This window comes from Amycolatopsis sp. 505 (assembly GCF_031625235.1).
GTDB lineage: Bacteria > Actinomycetota > Actinomycetes > Mycobacteriales > Pseudonocardiaceae > Amycolatopsis.
The window spans coordinates 422,725-438,289 of sequence record NZ_JACKQP010000003.1; the positions used below are offsets into that span (position 1 = coordinate 422,725).

The window sequence follows — 15,565 nt, forward strand, 5'->3', positions numbered from 1 at the left end:
GCGCCGGAGTCCCGCTTCCACTCGTCCGGTGGAAGCGGGACTCAGTGGTGCGAAGTGGTTTGCGGGACCGGGCCGCGCCGGATGAGCCAGGTGCCGGCGAAGGCGATGAGGCCGACGACCCCGGCGACGATGAAGGCCGCTCGCAGGCCGGAGGCGTCCGGGCCGGCCGCGGTCGTGTCGTGGCTGCCAATGGTCGCCACCGTGACGAACATCGCCGTGCCCAGGGCGCCGGCCACCTGCTGCAGCGTCGAAAGGATCGCGCTGCCGTGCGAATACAGGTGTTCGGGCAGCACCCCGAGCGACTCGGCGAACAGCGGCGTCATCATCAGGCCCAGCCCGGCCATCATCAGCACGTGGATCCCGATCACCGCGATCAGCGGCGAATCCGGCCCCAGCACCGCGAACAGCCACAGCGAAGCGGCCATCGCCGCCGCGCCGGGGATGACGAGCGGGCGGCCGCCGACCTTGTCGAACAGCGCGCCGACCGGGCGGCCCAGCAGGCCCAGCACCAGACCGCCGGGCAGCACCGCCAGCCCGCTGACGAACGTGCTCGTGTGCAGCACGGTCTGCAGGTAGAGCGGCAGCAGGATCGCCGCGGCGCCGATCAGGCACACGAACAGCAGGCCGGTCAGCACCAGCGCGACGACGAAGCTGCGGTGGGTGAACGGCCGCAGGTCGAGCAGCGCGCGGTCCCGGCGCTGGAGCCGCAGCTGCCGCCAGGTGAAGACCACCAGCGCCGCGACGCCGACGACGATCGGCACCCAGCCCGGCACCGCCGGCTCGGCCCCGGCCTGCTCGCCGCTGGAGGACAGGCCGTACAGCACCCCGCCGAACCCGATCGCCGACAGCAGCACCGACGGCACGTCCAGCGGCACCTGACGGCGCTCGCTGCCGATGCGCAGCAGCAGCCCGCCGGCCACCAGCGCGGCGATCGCCAGCGGCAGCACGATCCAGAACATCCAGCGCCAGCCGAGCGGCAGCACCGCGCCGCCGATGGTCGGCCCGATCGCCGGCGCGACCGCGATGACGATCGTGATCGTGCCCATGGTCGCGCCGCGCCGTTCCGGCGCCACCAGCCGCATGACCGTGGTCATCAGCAACGGCAGCATCACGGCGGTGCCGCAGGCTTGCACGACGCGCCCGGCCATCAGCAGCCCGAACCCGGGCGCGAGCGCGCTCAGCAGCGTGCCCAGGCTGAACGCCGCCATCGAGAACACGAAGACCTGCCGCGGCGAGAACCGTTCGAGCATGAACCCGGTCGTGGGGATGACGACGGCCATGGTCAGCAGGAACCCGCTGGTCAGCCACTGCACGGTCGTCGTCGGAACCCGCAGGTCCACGGTCAGGTCCCGCAGCGCGACGCTCAGGATGGTCTCGTTGAGGATCATCACGAACGCGGAGAGCACGAGAATCCCGATGATGAGTCCCGAGCGCGCCGGGGCGCGGTTCACGTCGGCGGGCGGGGTGGACACGGTTTTGGTCATCGGGGTGGGACTCTCCTGGTCGGCCGGAGACGGCCGTGGCGAACACGGATGTCCTTCGCAGTGTGCCCGTTTCGGGGCGCTTCTGTCAGGCGGATTTCGGGTCACCGGCCCCCCTGCGCGGCCGCCGGAGGCGTCCGATATGCTTCCGCCAGTACGAAGTTCCGCAGCGCGCGATTAGCTCAGCGGGAGAGCGCTTCCCTGACACGGAAGAGGTCACTGGTTCAATCCCAGTATCGCGCACCACGAGTCCACCCCCGGATTTCGTGGAAGTTCGTACACGGGCGATTAGCTCAGGGGGAGAGCGCTTCGTTCACACCGAAGAGGTCACTGGTTCGATCCCAGTATCGCCCACTCCACAACGAAGAAGGCCCCGTCCGCGGACGGGGCCTTCTTCGTTGTCGGCTCGGTCACAGCAGGCGGCGCTGCACGACGTCGGCGATGACCGTGTGGACCGTTTTCGCCAATTCGCCGGTGTCGGGCAGGGTTCCCCGGCGGCGGCCCGCGAACAGCAGGTGCGCCGCGCCGATCAACGACAGGGCGAGCGAGTCCACGTCGGCGTCGGCGGCGATGCGGCCCTGTTCGCGTTCGGCTGACAGGTAATTCGTCAGCATGTCCCGCGCCTCGGCCAGGATCGGCAGGCCGGGTTGCTTGCGGAGGCGGGCCCGCAGTTCGTCGCGGAAGAAAACCAGGCTCGTCAGCGCGACCGTGATCGGGTCGAAGAGTTCGACGAGCGTGGCGACGAGGTTGTCGGCGACGGTCCGGGTGCCGGCGGACGCTCGCAGGAGGGCGTCCTGGTCCGCCAGCCGGGTGATGCGGTCGCGGACGAGTTCGGCCAGGAAGTCGTCGAAGTCGCTGAAGTGCCGGTGCAGGACGCCCTTGGCGACGTCGGCCTCGGTGGTCACGGCGCGGCTGGTCAGAGCGTTCGGCCCGGCGCGGAGGAGGACCCGCTCGGCCGCGTGGAACAGCTGCTGGCGCACATCGCGCAGGTGGACCCCGGTCGGCATGGTGCCCATTCTCCGGTACCCCCGCCGGTTGTCCTAGTGGGCGAGTGCCCACTAGAGTGGGCGCATGCCCACTCAACCGCACGAAGCCCGCGCAATGGCGGAGTCCTTCGGAACCGATGTCGAACGCTACGACCGGGCGCGCCCGGCGTACCCGCACGAACTGGTGGACCGGATCATCGAGGCCAGTCCGGGTACCGACGTCCTGGACGTCGGCTGCGGAACGGGCATCGAGGCCCGTCAGTTCCGCGACGCGGGCTGCCGGGTGCTCGGCATCGACCCCGACGCCCGGATGGCGGAGTTCGCCCGCGGCAGCGGAATCGACGTGGAGGTGGCCAAGTTCGAGGACTGGCAACCGAAGGGCCGGACGTTCGACGCGGTCATCGCCGGCCAGGCGTGGCACTGGGTGGACCCGGCAACGGGCCCGGCCAAGGCGGCGAGCGTCCTGCGGCCGGGTGGGCTGCTGGCCGTGTTCGCGCACGTGTTCCAGCCGCCCGCGCCGGTGGCGGAGGCCTTGGCGACGGCGTGCCGCAGGGTGATCCCGGGTGCGCCGTTCGCGGGGGAGTCCCGCCCGGCCGCGGAGGTCTACGACGTGATGTTCACGGGGTTCGCCGAGTCGATCGCGCGGGCGGACGTACTCGGTGCGCCGGACCGCTGGAGCTTCGAGTGGGAGCAGACGTACACGCGCGAGCAATGGCTCGACTTCCTGCCGACAACGGGCGGCTTGACCCACCTGCCGCCGTCCGAGCTGGCGGAGGTGTTGTCCGAAGTCGGCGCGGCGATCGACGACCTCGGCGGGAGTTTCGTGCTGCCGTACACGACGTTGGCGGTGGTGGCGGCCCGGGCTTGACAAAAAAAGTTGTCGGTGAAAGGGTGGTGAAACCCGAGGGCGACCTCGGCTCCATTCGGCTCAACTGGGGAGTAACCATGTCTTTTCAGGCCTACCTCGACAACGCGGAGAAGCAGACGGGCATCACCCCCCGCCGCTTCCTGGAACTGGCGGCGGCCAAGAACCTGACCAAGACGGGCGAGATCGTGGCCTGGCTCAAGGAGGAACACGCCCTGGGCCACGGCCACGCAACGGCGATAGCCCGCTTGGTGACGAAGGGCCCGGAGTACGTGGCGGAGAACCACGCGGGCGGAACCCTCCACCTGGACGGCTTGGCGGCAAGGACCTGACCGGGACGGCGGCCGCCGCCTCGCCGGGCTGACCGGGCGCGGCGGGCCGACCGGGCTCGGTCCGCCAACCGGGCTCGGCGGGCCGACCGGGCTCGGCCACCAACCAGGCCCGCCAACGACCACACCCCTGCCGACCCGATACGCAGCCGAATCAGCGGCCGGCACGCCGGGTCAAGGCACGCTTTCCCGCCTTGACGCGGCGTGCCGGCCGTTGAACAATCCGGCGATCGGGCCGGCAGAAGGACCCCAAGGCACCTCCAAAAACGAGATCAAACAAAGCCGCAAAGGCATCACACGTGATCAGAGAGACATCACGCGTGATTGAAGGGTCAACACGCGTGATCAGAGGGACGACACGCGTGATTGAAGGGACGACACGGCGAAGCCGGTCACCCCGCCGAAATGGGGCCGAGAAAAGTGCCCCCGGACACATCCAAGGTCCGGCCGGTGATCCACCGTCCTCCGGGGCCGGCCAGAAATCCCACCACCTCGGCGACGTCCTCCGGCTCCCCGATCCGACCCAGTGCCGTCATCGCCGCCAAACCCGCGGCGGCCTCGGGAATCGCCAGGACAGCCTCGGTCATGTCCGTCCTAATTGGACCCGGCGCCACGGTTTTGACCGTGATCCCCCGGTGCCCGAGCTCGCTGGCGAGCGTCGGTGCCAACGCCTCGACCGCGGCTTTGCTCACCGTGTACCCGATCTGCGACTGAACGGCGATGCGCGTGGCCATCGACCCCACCATCACCACCCGGCCACCCTCGTTCAGCACCGGCAGCAACGAGCAGCATCGGCGCTTTGACGTTCACCGCCAGCAGCCGATCCAGCTCCTCCTCGGTCAGCTCCCCGATCGAGCTGTGCGAGCTGATCCCCGCGTTGTTGACGAGGATGTCCAAACCGTCCCCGAAGGCCGAGGTCACCGCGTCCACCAGCCGCTCGACGGCGCCGGCCTCGCCGAACCGGGCCGCCACGGGGAAGGCGTGCCCGCCCGCGTCCTCGATCAGTGACACGGTTTCCTTGGCCGCGCCCTCGTTGCCCCCGTGGTGCACGGCGACCACCGCCCCGTCCGCGGCCAGCCGCAGCGCGATCGCCCGCCCGATGCCCCGCGAAGCTCCCGTCACCAGTGCGTTCTTCGTCATGCCAGGCTCCCCAAGGTCGGTGCCGGACCGTCGTGGCCCGGCCCGGCCGAGCCGCGGTCAGCGCGCGGCCGCGACGGCCGGCTCCCGGGTGGCGACCGGCGACCGCCGCGGCAGGAACGCCGCCACGGCCAGCGCGATCAGCGCCGCCGCCGAACCCATGCCCAGCACGAGCCGGAACCCGTTCTGCGACGGCAGGGTCGCCGGCCCGAACGAGATCGTCAGCCTCGCCAGGACCAGCCCGGCCGTGGCGCTGGACACCGAAGTCCCGATCGATCGCATCAGCGTGTTGAGGCTGTTGGCGGCCGCGGTCTCGGACACCGGCACGGCCCCCATCACCAGCGCGGGCATCGCCCCGTAGGCGAGCCCGATCCCCGCGCCGATGATGCTCGAGATCAGCACCAGGTGCCAGGTCGCGCTCATCAGCACGACGCCGAGGCCGTACCCCGCGGCGACGACCACCGCGCCGAGCATCAGCGTCGTCTTCGGCCCGCGGGTCGCCGAAATGCGGGCCGACACCGGGGCCAGCGCCATCATCACCAGCCCCGACGGTGCCATCACCAGGCCCACCGCCAGCATCGACTTCCCGAGGCCGTACCCGGTGGCCGCCGGCAGCTGCAGCAGCTGCGGCAGGACCAGGGACATCGCGAACATCGCGAAGCCGAAGACCGCGGAGGCGATGTTGGTCAGCAGGACCTGGCGCCGCGCGGTCGTCCGCAGGTCCACCAGCGGCTGCGCGGTCCGCAGCTCCCAGCGGCCCCGCAGGAACAGGACGACGGCGGCGGCCGCGAACAGGCCCAGCGTCGCCGCACTGCCCCAGCCCCAGTCGGCGCCCTTCGAGATGGCCAGCAGCAAGCACACGAGCGCGATCGAGAGCCCCGCCGCGCCCGGCACGTCGAACCGGCCGCCGGTACGCACCGGCGACTCCGGCACCAGCGCGACGACCAGCGCCGTCACCACCACGCCGAGCCCGGCCGCGGTCCAGAAGAGCGCGTGCCAGTCGGCGTTTTCGGCCAGCAGCGCCGCCGCGGGCAGGCCCAGCGCGCCGCCGACGCCGAGCGACGCGCTCATCAGCGCCGTGGCGGAACCGAGCCGCTCGGCCGGCAGCTCGTCGCGCATGATGCTGATCCCGAGCGGGATGACGCCGGCGGCCAGGCCCTGCAGCGTCCGCCCGGCGACCATCGGCACCAGGCTGTCGGAGAGCGCGCCGATCGTCGAGCCCGCGACCAGCGCCCCGAGGCTGATCAGCAGCATCCGCCGTTTCCCGTACATGTCGCCGAGCCGGCCCATGGTCGGCGTCGCCACCGCGCCCGCGAGCAGGGTGGCGGTGATGGCCCAGGTGGCGTCGGCCGCGGAGGCGTGCAGCAGCCCGGGCAGCGCCGGGATCAGCGGGATGACCAGCGTCTGCATCAGCGAGACGGTGATGCCCGCGAGGGCGAGGACCGCGACGACGAGGTTCGCGCGCGGCGACGCCTCCCCGGCGGCTCTGGACGGATCGGACACGGGTGGGTCCTCCCAGGACGTTGAATTAAATCAGTCGCTTGACTTAGCCTAGCAGTCTTCGGTTGACTGATCACGAACTGACGGCGACGGCGGAGGAACGATGACGACGACCGAGATCCCCGAGTTCCCGATGACCCGGGCCGCGGGCTGCCCGTTCGACCCGCCGCCGGCCGCCCGCACGCTGCAGGAGGAGCGCCCGCTCGCCCGCGTCCGGCTGTGGGACGGCAGCACGCCGTGGCTGGTGACCCGCTACGCCGACCAGCGGACGCTGCTCGCCGATCCCCGGATCAGCGCCGACGTCACGCGGCCCGGGTACCCGAGCCCCGCGCCGCTGCCGAAGGGCGGCACCGGCATCAGCTTCATCCTGATGGACAACCCCGAGCACGCGCGGCTGCGCAAGATGGTGACGGCGCCGTTCACCATCCGCCGGGTCGCCGCGATGCGCCCGGCGGTGCAGAAGATCGTCGACGACCTGATCGACGAGCTGCTGGCCGGGCCGAAGCCGGTGGACCTGGTCGAGGCGTTCGCGCTGCCGGTGCCGTCCCTGGTGATCTGCGAGCTGCTGGGTGTCCCGTACGCCGATCACGACTTCTTCCAGGAGAACAGCAAGGTCATCATCCGCCGGGACGCCCGGCCGGAGGAGCGGGCCGCCGGGCACCGGGCGCTGATCGGCTACCTCGACGAGCTGGTGGGATCGAAGCTCGAAAACCCGGGTGACGACCTGCTGTCCGGACTGGCCGCGCGCGTCGCGGCGGGGGAGCTGACCCGGGTCGAGGCGGCGCAGATGGGCGTCCTGCTGCTGATCGCCGGCCACGAAACGACGGCGAACATGATCGCGCTCGGCACCCTGGCCCTGCTGGAGCACCCGGACCAGCTGGCGCTGCTGGGCGAGTCCGACGACCCGGCGCTGGTCGCGTCGGCGGTCGAGGAACTGCTGCGCTACCTGAACATCACGCACAACGGACGCCGCCGCGTCGCGCTGGAAGACATCGAGATCGCCGGGCAGACCGTCCGCGCGGGCGAGGGCCTGATCATGGCGAACGACATCGCCAACCGGGACCCGGAGGCCTTCCCGGACGGCGACCGGCTGGACCTGACCCGCGACGCGCACCGCCACGTGGCCTTCGGCTTCGGCGTCCACCAGTGCCTCGGCCAGCCGCTGGCCCGGCTGGAGCTGCAGGTCGTCTACAGCACGCTGTACCGGCGGATCCCGACGCTGGCGCCGGCCACCGACGTCGAAAAGATCCCGTTCAAGCACGACGGGTCGGTGTACGGCGTGTACGAGCTGCCCGTCACCTGGTGAGTCAGACGCTCCGCAGCACCGACACCACCGCGCCGAGGATCACCGCGCGGTCGCCGTCGATGACGTCGTAGGCCGGGTTGCGGGGCTCGAGGTACACGTGGCCGTCGCGGCGGCGGTAGACTTTGACCGTCGCCTCTTCGTCGATCATCGCCGCGACGATCTGGCCCGAGTGGGCCTCGGACTGCTGCTTGACCACGACGATGTCGCCGTCGCAGATGGCCGCGTCGATCATCGAGTCGCCGCGGACGCGCAGGCCGAACACCGTGCCGCGGCCGGTGAGGTCGCGGGGCAGCTTGAGGACGTCGTCGGTGTGCTCGACCGCCGAGATCGGCGTGCCGGCCGCGATGTCGCCGACGACGGGCACCGGCACCGAATCGCCGTCTTCGGTGGCCGCCGTGCCGTTCAGGAACGCGCGCACGTCGATCGGCCGCGACACTCCGGTGCCGCGGCGCAGGAAGCCCTTGTCTTCGAGGCTGGCCAGGTGCTTCGAGACCGACGACGTCGACTGCAGGCCGACGGCCTCGCCGATTTCGCGCGTGCTGGGGGAGTAGCCGTGCTGGACCACCCAGTCCCGGATCGCGACCAGGATCCGCTGCTGCCGCTCCGGCAGGGCCGAGGGGTCGAGGTGCTCGAAGGTGTCGTCGTAGGTGGTCACCGGCGTGATCCTAGAGGCACGCGACTCGCGGCCCACCGCCGGTCCGGCGGGCCCGGTCCCGCTCAACGGAACACCGGGTGACAGTTGGCGCCTTACCAACATTGGCCATGACTTTGCCAGCCGTTGACCTGAGTAACGTTTCGACGTATGGTCTAGACCACAATTTTCCTTCGCTCGTAACCCTTCCCGTCGCGGCGGACCTCCCAGCGAGGCCGGGGCCGCGGTTTCGCCGTGCCCGGCGGCGGGGAGGCGAGCCTGTCCCCGAAGGAGCTTGGGATGAATCGCAAACTGGTCGCGGCCGCCGTGGGCACCCTGCTGGCCCCGGTGCTGGTGGTGCTCAACCCCGCCGGGATCGCGAGCGCGCACGGCTACGTCAGCTCGCCCGCCAGCCGGCAGGCGCAGTGCGCCCAGCACATCGTGCAGTGCGGGCAGATCCAGTACGAACCCCAGAGCGTCGAAGGGCCCAAGGGCCTGCGGTCCTGCAACGGCGGCGTGGCCCAGTTCGCCGAGCTCAACGACAACGGCAAGGGCTGGCGCGCCGCGAACGTCGGCCGCACGGTGACCTTCAACTGGACGTTCACCGCCCGCCACCGCACGTCGAACTACCAGTACTTCATCGGCGGCCAGAAGATCGCGGAGGTCAGCGGCAACGACCAGCAGCCGCCGTCGACGGTCGCGCACCAGGTGAACCTGGGCAACCACACGGGCCGCCAGACGGTCCTGGCGGTGTGGAACATCGCCGACACGTCGAACGCCTTCTACGCCTGCATCGACCTGCAGGTGAGCTGAGCCCGGACACCGTCCACCGTGGCCGGACGGGCCGTGTCACCCCCTCGCCGACACGGCCCGCCCGGCCTGCTTCCCGGTGATGAACCGCTTGCGCAGCTCGACCACCTCCGACAGCGCCGCCAGGGCTTCCTCCGGGCGGCCCACCGTGCACAGCAGCACGGCGTGGTTGCTCAGGCCGTTCGCCAGCATCCGCAGCGCGGCTCCGGTCGGGATCGAAGGCCCGGGACCGTCGTCCCGCGGGCGGCGCAGCGCCACGGCCTCGGCACTGGCCTTGACCCCTTCCTCGGCGAAGCCGAGGCCGAGCAGCTGCAGTGACTTGGTGATGAGGCACTCGGCCAGCATCCCGGCCTGGTAGTACCGCGGGCTCTGCCGGTCCAGCTGCCGGAAGACGGCCTCAGCGTCGGTGAGCGCCGACAGCGCTTCCTCGGGCCGGCCCAGTTCGTTGAGCTGGTGGGCCTGGGTCATCAGGTCGGAGCCCAGCTCCATCAGCTCGACGTCCGGGTGGTACTCGCCCAGGACGGCGGCGAGGCCGGACGTCCGGTCGTGCGGCGCCGGGGACGCCGCCGCCAGCTCGCGGAGTTCTTCGGTCAGGGCGCGCAGGTCGCGTTCGGGGTGCGCGGCCGCGCGGGCCGCGACGGCACTGAGCACCAGGGGCTGCCCGGCGCAGAACTCCAGGAGCTCGTCCGCGCCATCGCTGCGCGCCCCGATCGAACCGGCGAGCAGCTCCCGCGCGTCGGTGTCCGGCATCGGCGCGAGCGTGACGCTGTCCGCGCCGGCCCCGACGACCAGGCTGTTGAGCCGGTGCCGGCTGGTGATCAGGACGGCGCCGGCCCCCGGCAGCAGGGGCTGCACCTGGTTGGAGTCCCGGGCGTCGTCCAGCACGACAAGCAGCTGCTTGCCCGCCACCACGCTCCGGTAGAGCGCGGCCCGCTCGTCGCTGCCGCCCGGAACTTCGGCGGGCGTGACGCCCAGCGAGAGGAGGAAGTCGCGCAGCACGTCGGACGGGGCCTGCGCACCGAGGTCGGTTCGCGAGCCCCACAGGTCGGCGTGGAGCAGGCCGTCCGGGAAGTCCGTGGTGTGCGCGGCGGCCCACCGCAGCGCCAGGAACGACTTGCCGATGCCGCGCGGGCCGTCGACGACGACGATGCCGGTGCTGCGGGGCCCGGTCAGCTTCGCCGTCAGGGCGTCGAGTTCCGCGGTCCGGCCGACGAACAGCCCGGCATCGAAGGGGCGCAGCCGCGGCGGTGCAAAGGCGCGCCCCGGGGGCGGCTCCGGGCCGTCCGCCAGGGCGAGCAGCTGGTCGCGTTCGCTCGCCGACAGGTCCAGGACCTGGGCGACGCGCCGCACGGACGGCCCGTGCGGGTGCCCCCGGTCGCCGGTCTCCCACCGCCGCAGGGTCCGGATCGACACCCCGGCGGCTTCGGCCAGGCGTTCCTGGGTGAAACCCGCGCGGGTCCGGTGCCGGCGGAGCAGTGCGCCCCAGTGCTCGGTCAATCGCCCTCCCCGTCCTTCCTGCGCTGCCGCGAGTTCCATGATGACCGGGGAAGCGGCGGGAGACCAGGTCGTGGACCGGCCACGCGTGACCGGTCGGCCGTCACCGGCCCGGCGCGGCGGGTCACGCGCCGAACTGTCCACAAAGGAGCCCGGCGACCGGATACCCTGGCGCCATGGCTTTGCACGAACTCGGCACGGCGGTGCGGCGGCTGCGCGAAAACACTGATCCCGCCGCTGCCGGGCTCGCGGCCGGACGGCGGCGGACCCGCGGGCTGCGGCGGGAGGAGCTCGCCGAGCTGGCCGGGGTGTCGGCGGACTACGTGCGGCGGCTGGAGCAGGGGCGCCGCCACCCGTCGGCCGGGGTGGTGGCCGCCATCGCCGGCGCGTTGCGGCTCGGGCGGGCGGACTACGAGCGGCTCTGCGCGCTGGCCGGGTACGCCGCGGTCGACGGGCAGGTGCCGCGCGAGGCCGGGGCGGCGGCCGTGCGGCTGCTGGAGCGGTTCCCCCACACCCCGGCCTTCCTGGCCGACGCGGCCTGGAACGTGCTCGCCGTCAACGGCGCGTGGTTCGCGCTGCAGGCCGGCGGCCCGACCGGGCACGCCCGGGACTGGAACGTCGCCTGGCGCACCTTCCGCAACGCACCCCGCGGGATCAGCCGGGACGACGACCGCGCGGCCGCGTTCCGGGCGATGCTCGCCGGCCGGCTGCGGGACACCGCCCTGCGCTACCCCGGGGACGCCTCCCTCGCCGGGCTCGTCGACGAGCTGCGCACGACGAGCCGGTCGTTCGACACCCTGTGGCGGACGCCCGAACCGGTGCGCACGTACGAAAACCGGGCCGTGTTCCGGCATCCCGACGGCGCTGACCTCACCCTCGACGGCAACCTCCTGGAAATACCGGGGGACGACCTGATGGCGGTGGTCCTCACCGCGGCACCCGGGTCGCGCGACGCGGCCCTGCTCGGCGAGGTCGTCGCCGCCGCCGGGCCGCCGTCCGTCGTCAGGGTGGGCCAAACCGGCCCAGGCTGAACCGGCCCGCGGCCGCGATCCTGGGGGCGAAGTGGATCACGGACGAAGGCGAGCAACCCGATGAAGGCAGTGCGGTTCCACGAGTACGGCGATCCCGGCGTCCTGCGCTACGAGGACGTGGACCGGCCCGTCCCCGGGGCCGGGCAGGTCCGGATCCGGGTCGCGGCGACGTCGTTCAACCCCGTCGACGGCAACATCCGCGGCGGGTTCATGCAGGGGCCGATCCCGGTCGCGCTGCCCCACACGCCCGGCATCGACGTCGCCGGCACGGTCGACGCGCTGGGCGAGGGCGTGACCGGCCCGGAGACCGGCACCGCAGTCATCGGCTTCCTGCCGATGGACGGCCCCGGCGCCGCCGCGGAGTACGTCCTGGCCCCGGCCGACGTGCTGACCCGGGCGCCCGAGAACGTCCCGCTGGCCGACGCCGCCGCGTTGCCGCTGGTGGGGCTGACCGCGCACCAGGCCCTGTTCGACCACGGCAAGCTGACGGCCGGGCAGCGCGTGCTGGTCAACGGCGCCCGGGGCGCGGTCGGCGGGTATGCGGTGCAGCTGGCCGGAAACGCCGGTGCCGAGGTGATCGCCGTCGACCGCACCACCGGCGACGTGGCGGCGGTGGTGACCGAGCCGGTCGACCTCGTGCTGAACCTCGCCCCGATCACCCCGGAGCGGCTGGCGGCGCTGCTGACGCTGATCCGCCCGGGCGGTGCCCTGGTGAACACGACGGTGTGGATGCCGGCCCCGTCCGACGAGGAGCGCGGCATCCGCGGCATCGACCTGTTCGTCCGCAGCGACGCCGAGCAGCTGTCCCGGCTGGTCGACCTGGTCGACCACGGCGAGCTGCGGATCGACGTCGCCGAACGGGTGCCCCTGGCCGGCTTGCCCGCCCTGCACGCCCGCGCGGCCGAAGGCGGGGTGCACGGCAAGGTCGTCGTCGTCCCGGAGCCTGCTTAGCGGGTGAGGGTAACGGCGAAGCAGGCGATCGCCCCGGTGAGGAAGCCGGCGCAGGCCGGGCCTTTCTCGTCCCGGTGGATCTCGGAGTGGATGTAGTCGTCCAGCGCAGCCGGCGAGACACGAAAGCCTCCGGTCGAGACGGGTCCTGGACAAGCCACACCTCGACCGGAGGCTCTTCCCACGTCAACCCGAGCCCCTTCCGCTGCCAATGTCCTGGCCGAATACACCTAGCGGGTGAAGGTGAACCAGTTGACGTTGACGAAGTCCGCCGAACTCCCGGAGAAGGTCAGGTAGAGGTCGTGGACGCCGGTGGCGGACGCGACGATGTTGGCCGGCACCGTCTGCCACTGCTGCCAGCCGCCGTTGTTCGCGAAGTCGATTTCCGCGATCACCGGGCCCGTCACGCTGTCCAGGCGGGCCCGGATGGCGCCGCTGACACCGGCCGCCGCGCCCGACGCGAGGCGGGCGACGAACTGGTGCGGCGCGCTCGACCCGAAGTCGACGCGGGCGTACTTCAGCCAGTCGCCGTCGGCGATCCAGCCGACGTCCACGCCGCCGCCGGTGTCGGCGCACGACTCGTTCTGGGTGCCGTTCTGGGCGTTGTAGGCCTCCGCCTGGATCGTCGAGTACGCGCTCGTGCCGCCCGAGCCGGGCGGGGTGGTGCCACCGCCGGCGCCCGGGCCGAGCGCGACCGTCCAGGACGTCGGGGCCGGGTCCTGGAGGTGGCCGTCGACCGGCTGGGCACCGGTCGGGCCGACGTCGTCGTACGGGAAGGCGTAGCCGATCGACGCGTACTGGTGCACCAGGCGCGCGTAGTGGTTCGTGGTGGCGTCGCGGTAGTACTGCGAAGGCGGGACGCCGTCGGGCTGGTTGTTGCCGCCCGCCACCAGCAGGCTGCTGCGGTTCAGGGCGGCGGCCAGCCGGGCCGCGACCGCGCCGCGGGCGTCGCTGCCGGAGTTGTACAGCGGCCCGCTCGCGCAGCCGAAGATGTCCGCCGCGCTCGGCTTGGTGAACGGCACGCCGTTGGTGTTCAGGCCGGCGAACACGATCGCGTCCCCGCTGACCGTGCCGGTGTAGGAGCCGATGCCGCCTTGGCCGTTGATCGTCAGCGGCGTCGTGCGGTAGTGGTCCCAGACGGCGTTGAGGTAGTTGGTCCAGTAGCCGCCGAAGTCGACCGGGGAGTGGCCGGGGGCGAGCACGCGCACGACCTGGCCGGAGCCGTCGGTGACGACCAGCCGGTCCCACGGCGCGCCGTCGGCGTTGTGCTGCGCGCGCAGGCCGTCCGCGATGCTGCCGAGGGCGCCGTTGGGCAGCGGGCTGACCGACTGCGCGCCCGCCGCGCCGGTGGTGGCCATCGAGACCGGCAGCGCCACCATGTCGACGTAGCTGATGTTCGCGTAGAGGTTCGCGCTGTTGTAGGTGAACTCGCAGAACGTCCAGTTCGTCTGCCAGTTCGGGTCCGCGGTGGCGAACCCGGGCTGCACCAGGCCGGGGCCGGGGTTGACGAAGAACTGGATCTTCTTGCCGACCGAGAACCACACCCGGCCGCCGATGAGGTAGTCGGTCAGCGTCACGGTGACCTGGGAACCCGATCCGCCGAGCGGAATCGCGTAGTCGGGGATCGGCGTCACCGGCGCCGACGGGTTGGCCAGCGGCTGGAACCGCCCGTCGGCGGTGACGAAGCCGGGGCGGCCCGCGGTGTCCGCGCCGCTGATGTAGGCGTAGACGGTGCCGCTGCCCGAATTGTTCTTGAGCGTCAACGGCAGGGCCGCGGCGGCGCGGGCGCCCGGCGCGGTGACGGCGGACCACAGCGGCGTGCTCGCCGCGGCGGCGACCAGGCTGGTGACGAACGTACGCCTCGACAGCATGGCACCTCCTCGAAAGCGGAAACGGTGCCCGGACGGTAGGTACGTGGTCCGGCGGGGTCAACATCCCGCGGGCCGGGTCGGGTACGGACGGCCCTCGACGGTGCCCTTTCGTAGCCGGACCACTGTCCGCGGTGGTCCGGTGTGTGTCCGATGTGGACGGTGGGTTCAGCGGCCCCGCGGCGCGGGCAGGCCGGCCGCGGCCAGCGCGTCCCAGAGCGGCCGCGCGTCGACCCGCTTGGTTCCGAGCCCTTCGACGAACCGGCAGCCGAACGCGGCCGCGGTGAGGGTCGTGGTCCGGTTCCGGGTGTCGGTGAACCGCAGCCGGTAGCTCGGTCCCAGGTCCGCCGTGCAGACCGGGTCGGCCGGCGCTTCCGGCAGGTCGCACGCCGCGGCGGCGACCTTCTTGATCGCGGCCGCGTCGGTGCTGCGGTCTTCACCGCGCGTGCCGTCCGCCGGGCCGGGCAACGGCGGGTACAGCGGCCCGCTGACGACGAGTTCGCGGGGTTCGTAGGAGGCGGCGCACAGCGGGTCGGCCGACGCGGGCCGGGCGTCGGCGCCGCAGGCCACGGCGCTCAGGGCGACGACGAGCACGCCGGAGAGCGCGGACAGCCTTCGCATGGGATGCCTCCTTCGGTCCGTTGCCCCGAAGACGGAACGGGCCGGCCCCCGGGTTGCACGGCCGGCCCTAGGAGGGCACCCCCTCGGCGAGGATGACGTCGGCGAGGTTGTCCATCGCCCGCGTCATGTCGGCCCGCAGGCCCGCCGCGACGACGCGGTGCACCAGCGGTCCGAGCGGCCCGAGGCCGAGGCGGTACTGGACCGCGTACGTCATCAGCGTGCTCTCCGACCCGTCGCCGCGGATGATCGGCTCGAACTCGAACACGTTCGTCAGGTCCTGCAGCGGCGCGAAGCCGATGCCCGTGTCGACCCGGCGGGCCAGGGGCTCGATCTCGCGGACCGTCCAGACGGACCGGGTGGTCAGCGGGCCGAGCGACTTGTTGTGCTCGCGGTAGGTCCGGCCGAGCTCCGCGGTGCCGTGGTGGTCGGTCACCTCCAGGACCGTCGGGACCCACTCGGCGTAGCGGTGGGTCGCGGAGATCACGTCCCACACCCGCCGGACCGGGTGGGGGATGATCGCCTGCTCGGAAACGGTGTAGTCGCGCACCAACGTCCCCT

Annotated in this window: 14 protein-coding genes, 2 tRNA genes and 1 pseudogene; 8 read left to right on the forward strand and 9 right to left on the reverse strand. The window is 72.2% G+C overall.

Features of this window, described 5'->3' with window-relative positions:
* Nucleotides 1-41: 41 nt before the first annotated feature.
* Complete coding sequence (locus tag H5965_RS13485) at nucleotides 42-1,484, reverse strand: DHA2 family efflux MFS transporter permease subunit (RefSeq protein ID WP_310970009.1); 1,443 nt, start codon at nucleotides 1,482-1,484, stop codon at nucleotides 42-44.
* Between the two features lie 168 nt (nucleotides 1,485-1,652).
* Between H5965_RS13485 and H5965_RS13490 the strand changes: the two genes are divergently transcribed.
* Both H5965_RS13490 and H5965_RS13495 read left to right on the forward strand, forming a co-directional pair.
* A tRNA-Val gene (locus H5965_RS13490) sits at nucleotides 1,653-1,727 on the forward strand.
* Nucleotides 1,728-1,763: 36 nt separating this feature from the next.
* Nucleotides 1,764-1,835 (forward strand) — tRNA-Val (locus H5965_RS13495).
* 56 nt (nucleotides 1,836-1,891) lie between these two features.
* Here the strand turns inward: H5965_RS13495 and H5965_RS13500 are convergent.
* Nucleotides 1,892-2,488 carry a TetR family transcriptional regulator gene (locus H5965_RS13500; RefSeq protein ID WP_310970010.1) on the reverse strand — a complete coding sequence of 199 codons (597 nt, stop codon included), beginning with the start codon at nucleotides 2,486-2,488 and terminating at the stop codon, nucleotides 1,892-1,894.
* A gap of 94 nt (nucleotides 2,489-2,582) precedes the next feature.
* On the opposite strand from H5965_RS13500, the gene H5965_RS13505 reads away from it, so the two are divergent.
* Together H5965_RS13505 and H5965_RS13510 are read left to right on the forward strand one after the other, a co-directional pair.
* Nucleotides 2,583-3,335, forward strand: a complete 753-nt coding sequence (locus H5965_RS13505; protein WP_310970586.1) for a methyltransferase domain-containing protein — start codon at nucleotides 2,583-2,585, stop codon at nucleotides 3,333-3,335.
* A gap of 77 nt (nucleotides 3,336-3,412) precedes the next feature.
* On the forward strand, nucleotides 3,413-3,664 hold the full coding sequence (locus H5965_RS13510) for a DUF4287 domain-containing protein (RefSeq protein ID WP_310970011.1): 252 nt from the start codon (nucleotides 3,413-3,415) through the stop codon (nucleotides 3,662-3,664).
* 389 nt (nucleotides 3,665-4,053) lie between these two features.
* On the opposite strand, the pseudogene H5965_RS46145 reads toward H5965_RS13510, so the two are convergent.
* Together H5965_RS46145 and H5965_RS13525 are read right to left on the reverse strand one after the other, a co-directional pair.
* Nucleotides 4,054-4,801, reverse strand: a pseudogene (locus tag H5965_RS46145) (SDR family NAD(P)-dependent oxidoreductase).
* 57 nt (nucleotides 4,802-4,858) lie between these two features.
* Nucleotides 4,859-6,301: an MFS transporter gene (locus H5965_RS13525; protein ID WP_310970012.1), complete on the reverse strand. Its 1,443-nt coding sequence runs from the start codon at nucleotides 6,299-6,301 to the stop codon at nucleotides 4,859-4,861.
* A gap of 100 nt (nucleotides 6,302-6,401) precedes the next feature.
* On the opposite strand from H5965_RS13525, the gene H5965_RS13530 reads away from it, so the two are divergent.
* On the forward strand, nucleotides 6,402-7,604 hold the full coding sequence (locus H5965_RS13530; protein ID WP_310970013.1) for a cytochrome P450: 1,203 nt from the start codon (nucleotides 6,402-6,404) through the stop codon (nucleotides 7,602-7,604).
* Nucleotide 7,605: 1 nt separating this feature from the next.
* On the opposite strand, the gene lexA is transcribed toward H5965_RS13530, so the two are convergent.
* Entirely contained in the window at nucleotides 7,606-8,259 is a 654-nt protein-coding gene (gene lexA, locus H5965_RS13535; protein WP_310970014.1) for a transcriptional repressor LexA, read from the reverse strand.
* Nucleotides 8,260-8,535: 276 nt separating this feature from the next.
* Here lexA and H5965_RS13540 point away from each other — a divergent pair, with 276 nt between their 5' ends.
* Nucleotides 8,536-9,048 carry a lytic polysaccharide monooxygenase gene (locus H5965_RS13540; RefSeq protein ID WP_310970015.1) on the forward strand — a complete coding sequence of 171 codons (513 nt, stop codon included), beginning with the start codon at nucleotides 8,536-8,538 and terminating at the stop codon, nucleotides 9,046-9,048.
* Nucleotides 9,049-9,084: 36 nt separating this feature from the next.
* Here the strand turns inward: H5965_RS13540 and H5965_RS13545 are convergent, their stop codons facing one another.
* Nucleotides 9,085-10,542, reverse strand: a complete 1,458-nt coding sequence (locus tag H5965_RS13545; protein ID WP_310970016.1) for a helix-turn-helix domain-containing protein — start codon at nucleotides 10,540-10,542, stop codon at nucleotides 9,085-9,087.
* A gap of 173 nt (nucleotides 10,543-10,715) precedes the next feature.
* Between H5965_RS13545 and H5965_RS13550 the strand changes: the two genes are divergently transcribed.
* Both H5965_RS13550 and H5965_RS13555 read left to right on the forward strand, forming a co-directional pair.
* A complete protein-coding gene (locus H5965_RS13550; protein ID WP_310970017.1) occupies nucleotides 10,716-11,570 on the forward strand; it encodes a helix-turn-helix domain-containing protein in 855 nt (284 codons plus the stop codon).
* A 60-nt stretch (nucleotides 11,571-11,630) separates the two neighbouring features.
* Nucleotides 11,631-12,521 (forward strand): NADP-dependent oxidoreductase, encoded by an 891-nt coding sequence (locus H5965_RS13555; protein ID WP_310970018.1) that lies wholly within the window; start codon nucleotides 11,631-11,633, stop codon nucleotides 12,519-12,521.
* Nucleotides 12,522-12,748: 227 nt separating this feature from the next.
* Here the strand turns inward: H5965_RS13555 and H5965_RS13560 are convergent, their stop codons facing one another.
* From H5965_RS13560 to H5965_RS13570, 3 genes are all read right to left on the reverse strand, one after another.
* Nucleotides 12,749-14,389: a beta-1,3-glucanase family protein gene (locus tag H5965_RS13560; RefSeq protein WP_310970019.1), complete on the reverse strand. Its 1,641-nt coding sequence runs from the start codon at nucleotides 14,387-14,389 to the stop codon at nucleotides 12,749-12,751.
* A gap of 165 nt (nucleotides 14,390-14,554) precedes the next feature.
* Entirely contained in the window at nucleotides 14,555-15,007 is a 453-nt protein-coding gene (locus tag H5965_RS13565; RefSeq protein WP_310970020.1) for a hypothetical protein, read from the reverse strand.
* 67 nt (nucleotides 15,008-15,074) lie between these two features.
* The gene (locus H5965_RS13570; RefSeq protein WP_310970021.1) at nucleotides 15,075-15,554 is read right to left on the reverse strand and encodes an SRPBCC family protein; all 480 of its coding nucleotides are present in this window, start codon (nucleotides 15,552-15,554) and stop codon (nucleotides 15,075-15,077) included.
* Between the last annotated feature and the right edge of the window lie 11 nt (nucleotides 15,555-15,565).

Coding starts and splice junctions, on each gene's coding strand:
- H5965_RS13505 (WP_310970586.1), top strand. CDS start 2,583: ATGGCGGAGTCCTTCGGAACCGATGTCGAACGCTACGACCGGGCGCGC.
- H5965_RS13555 (WP_310970018.1), top strand. CDS start 11,631: ATGAAGGCAGTGCGGTTCCACGAGTACGGCGATCCCGGCGTCCTGCGC.
- H5965_RS13530 (WP_310970013.1), top strand. CDS start 6,402: ATGACGACGACCGAGATCCCCGAGTTCCCGATGACCCGGGCCGCGGGC.
- H5965_RS13565 (WP_310970020.1), bottom strand. CDS start 15,007: ATGCGAAGGCTGTCCGCGCTCTCCGGCGTGCTCGTCGTCGCCCTGAGC.
- H5965_RS13510 (WP_310970011.1), top strand. CDS start 3,413: ATGTCTTTTCAGGCCTACCTCGACAACGCGGAGAAGCAGACGGGCATC.
- H5965_RS13560 (WP_310970019.1), bottom strand. CDS start 14,389: ATGCTGTCGAGGCGTACGTTCGTCACCAGCCTGGTCGCCGCCGCGGCG.
- H5965_RS13540 (WP_310970015.1), top strand. CDS start 8,536: ATGAATCGCAAACTGGTCGCGGCCGCCGTGGGCACCCTGCTGGCCCCG.
- H5965_RS13485 (WP_310970009.1), bottom strand. CDS start 1,484: ATGACCAAAACCGTGTCCACCCCGCCCGCCGACGTGAACCGCGCCCCG.
- H5965_RS13550 (WP_310970017.1), top strand. CDS start 10,716: ATGGCTTTGCACGAACTCGGCACGGCGGTGCGGCGGCTGCGCGAAAAC.
- H5965_RS13500 (WP_310970010.1), bottom strand. CDS start 2,488: ATGCCGACCGGGGTCCACCTGCGCGATGTGCGCCAGCAGCTGTTCCAC.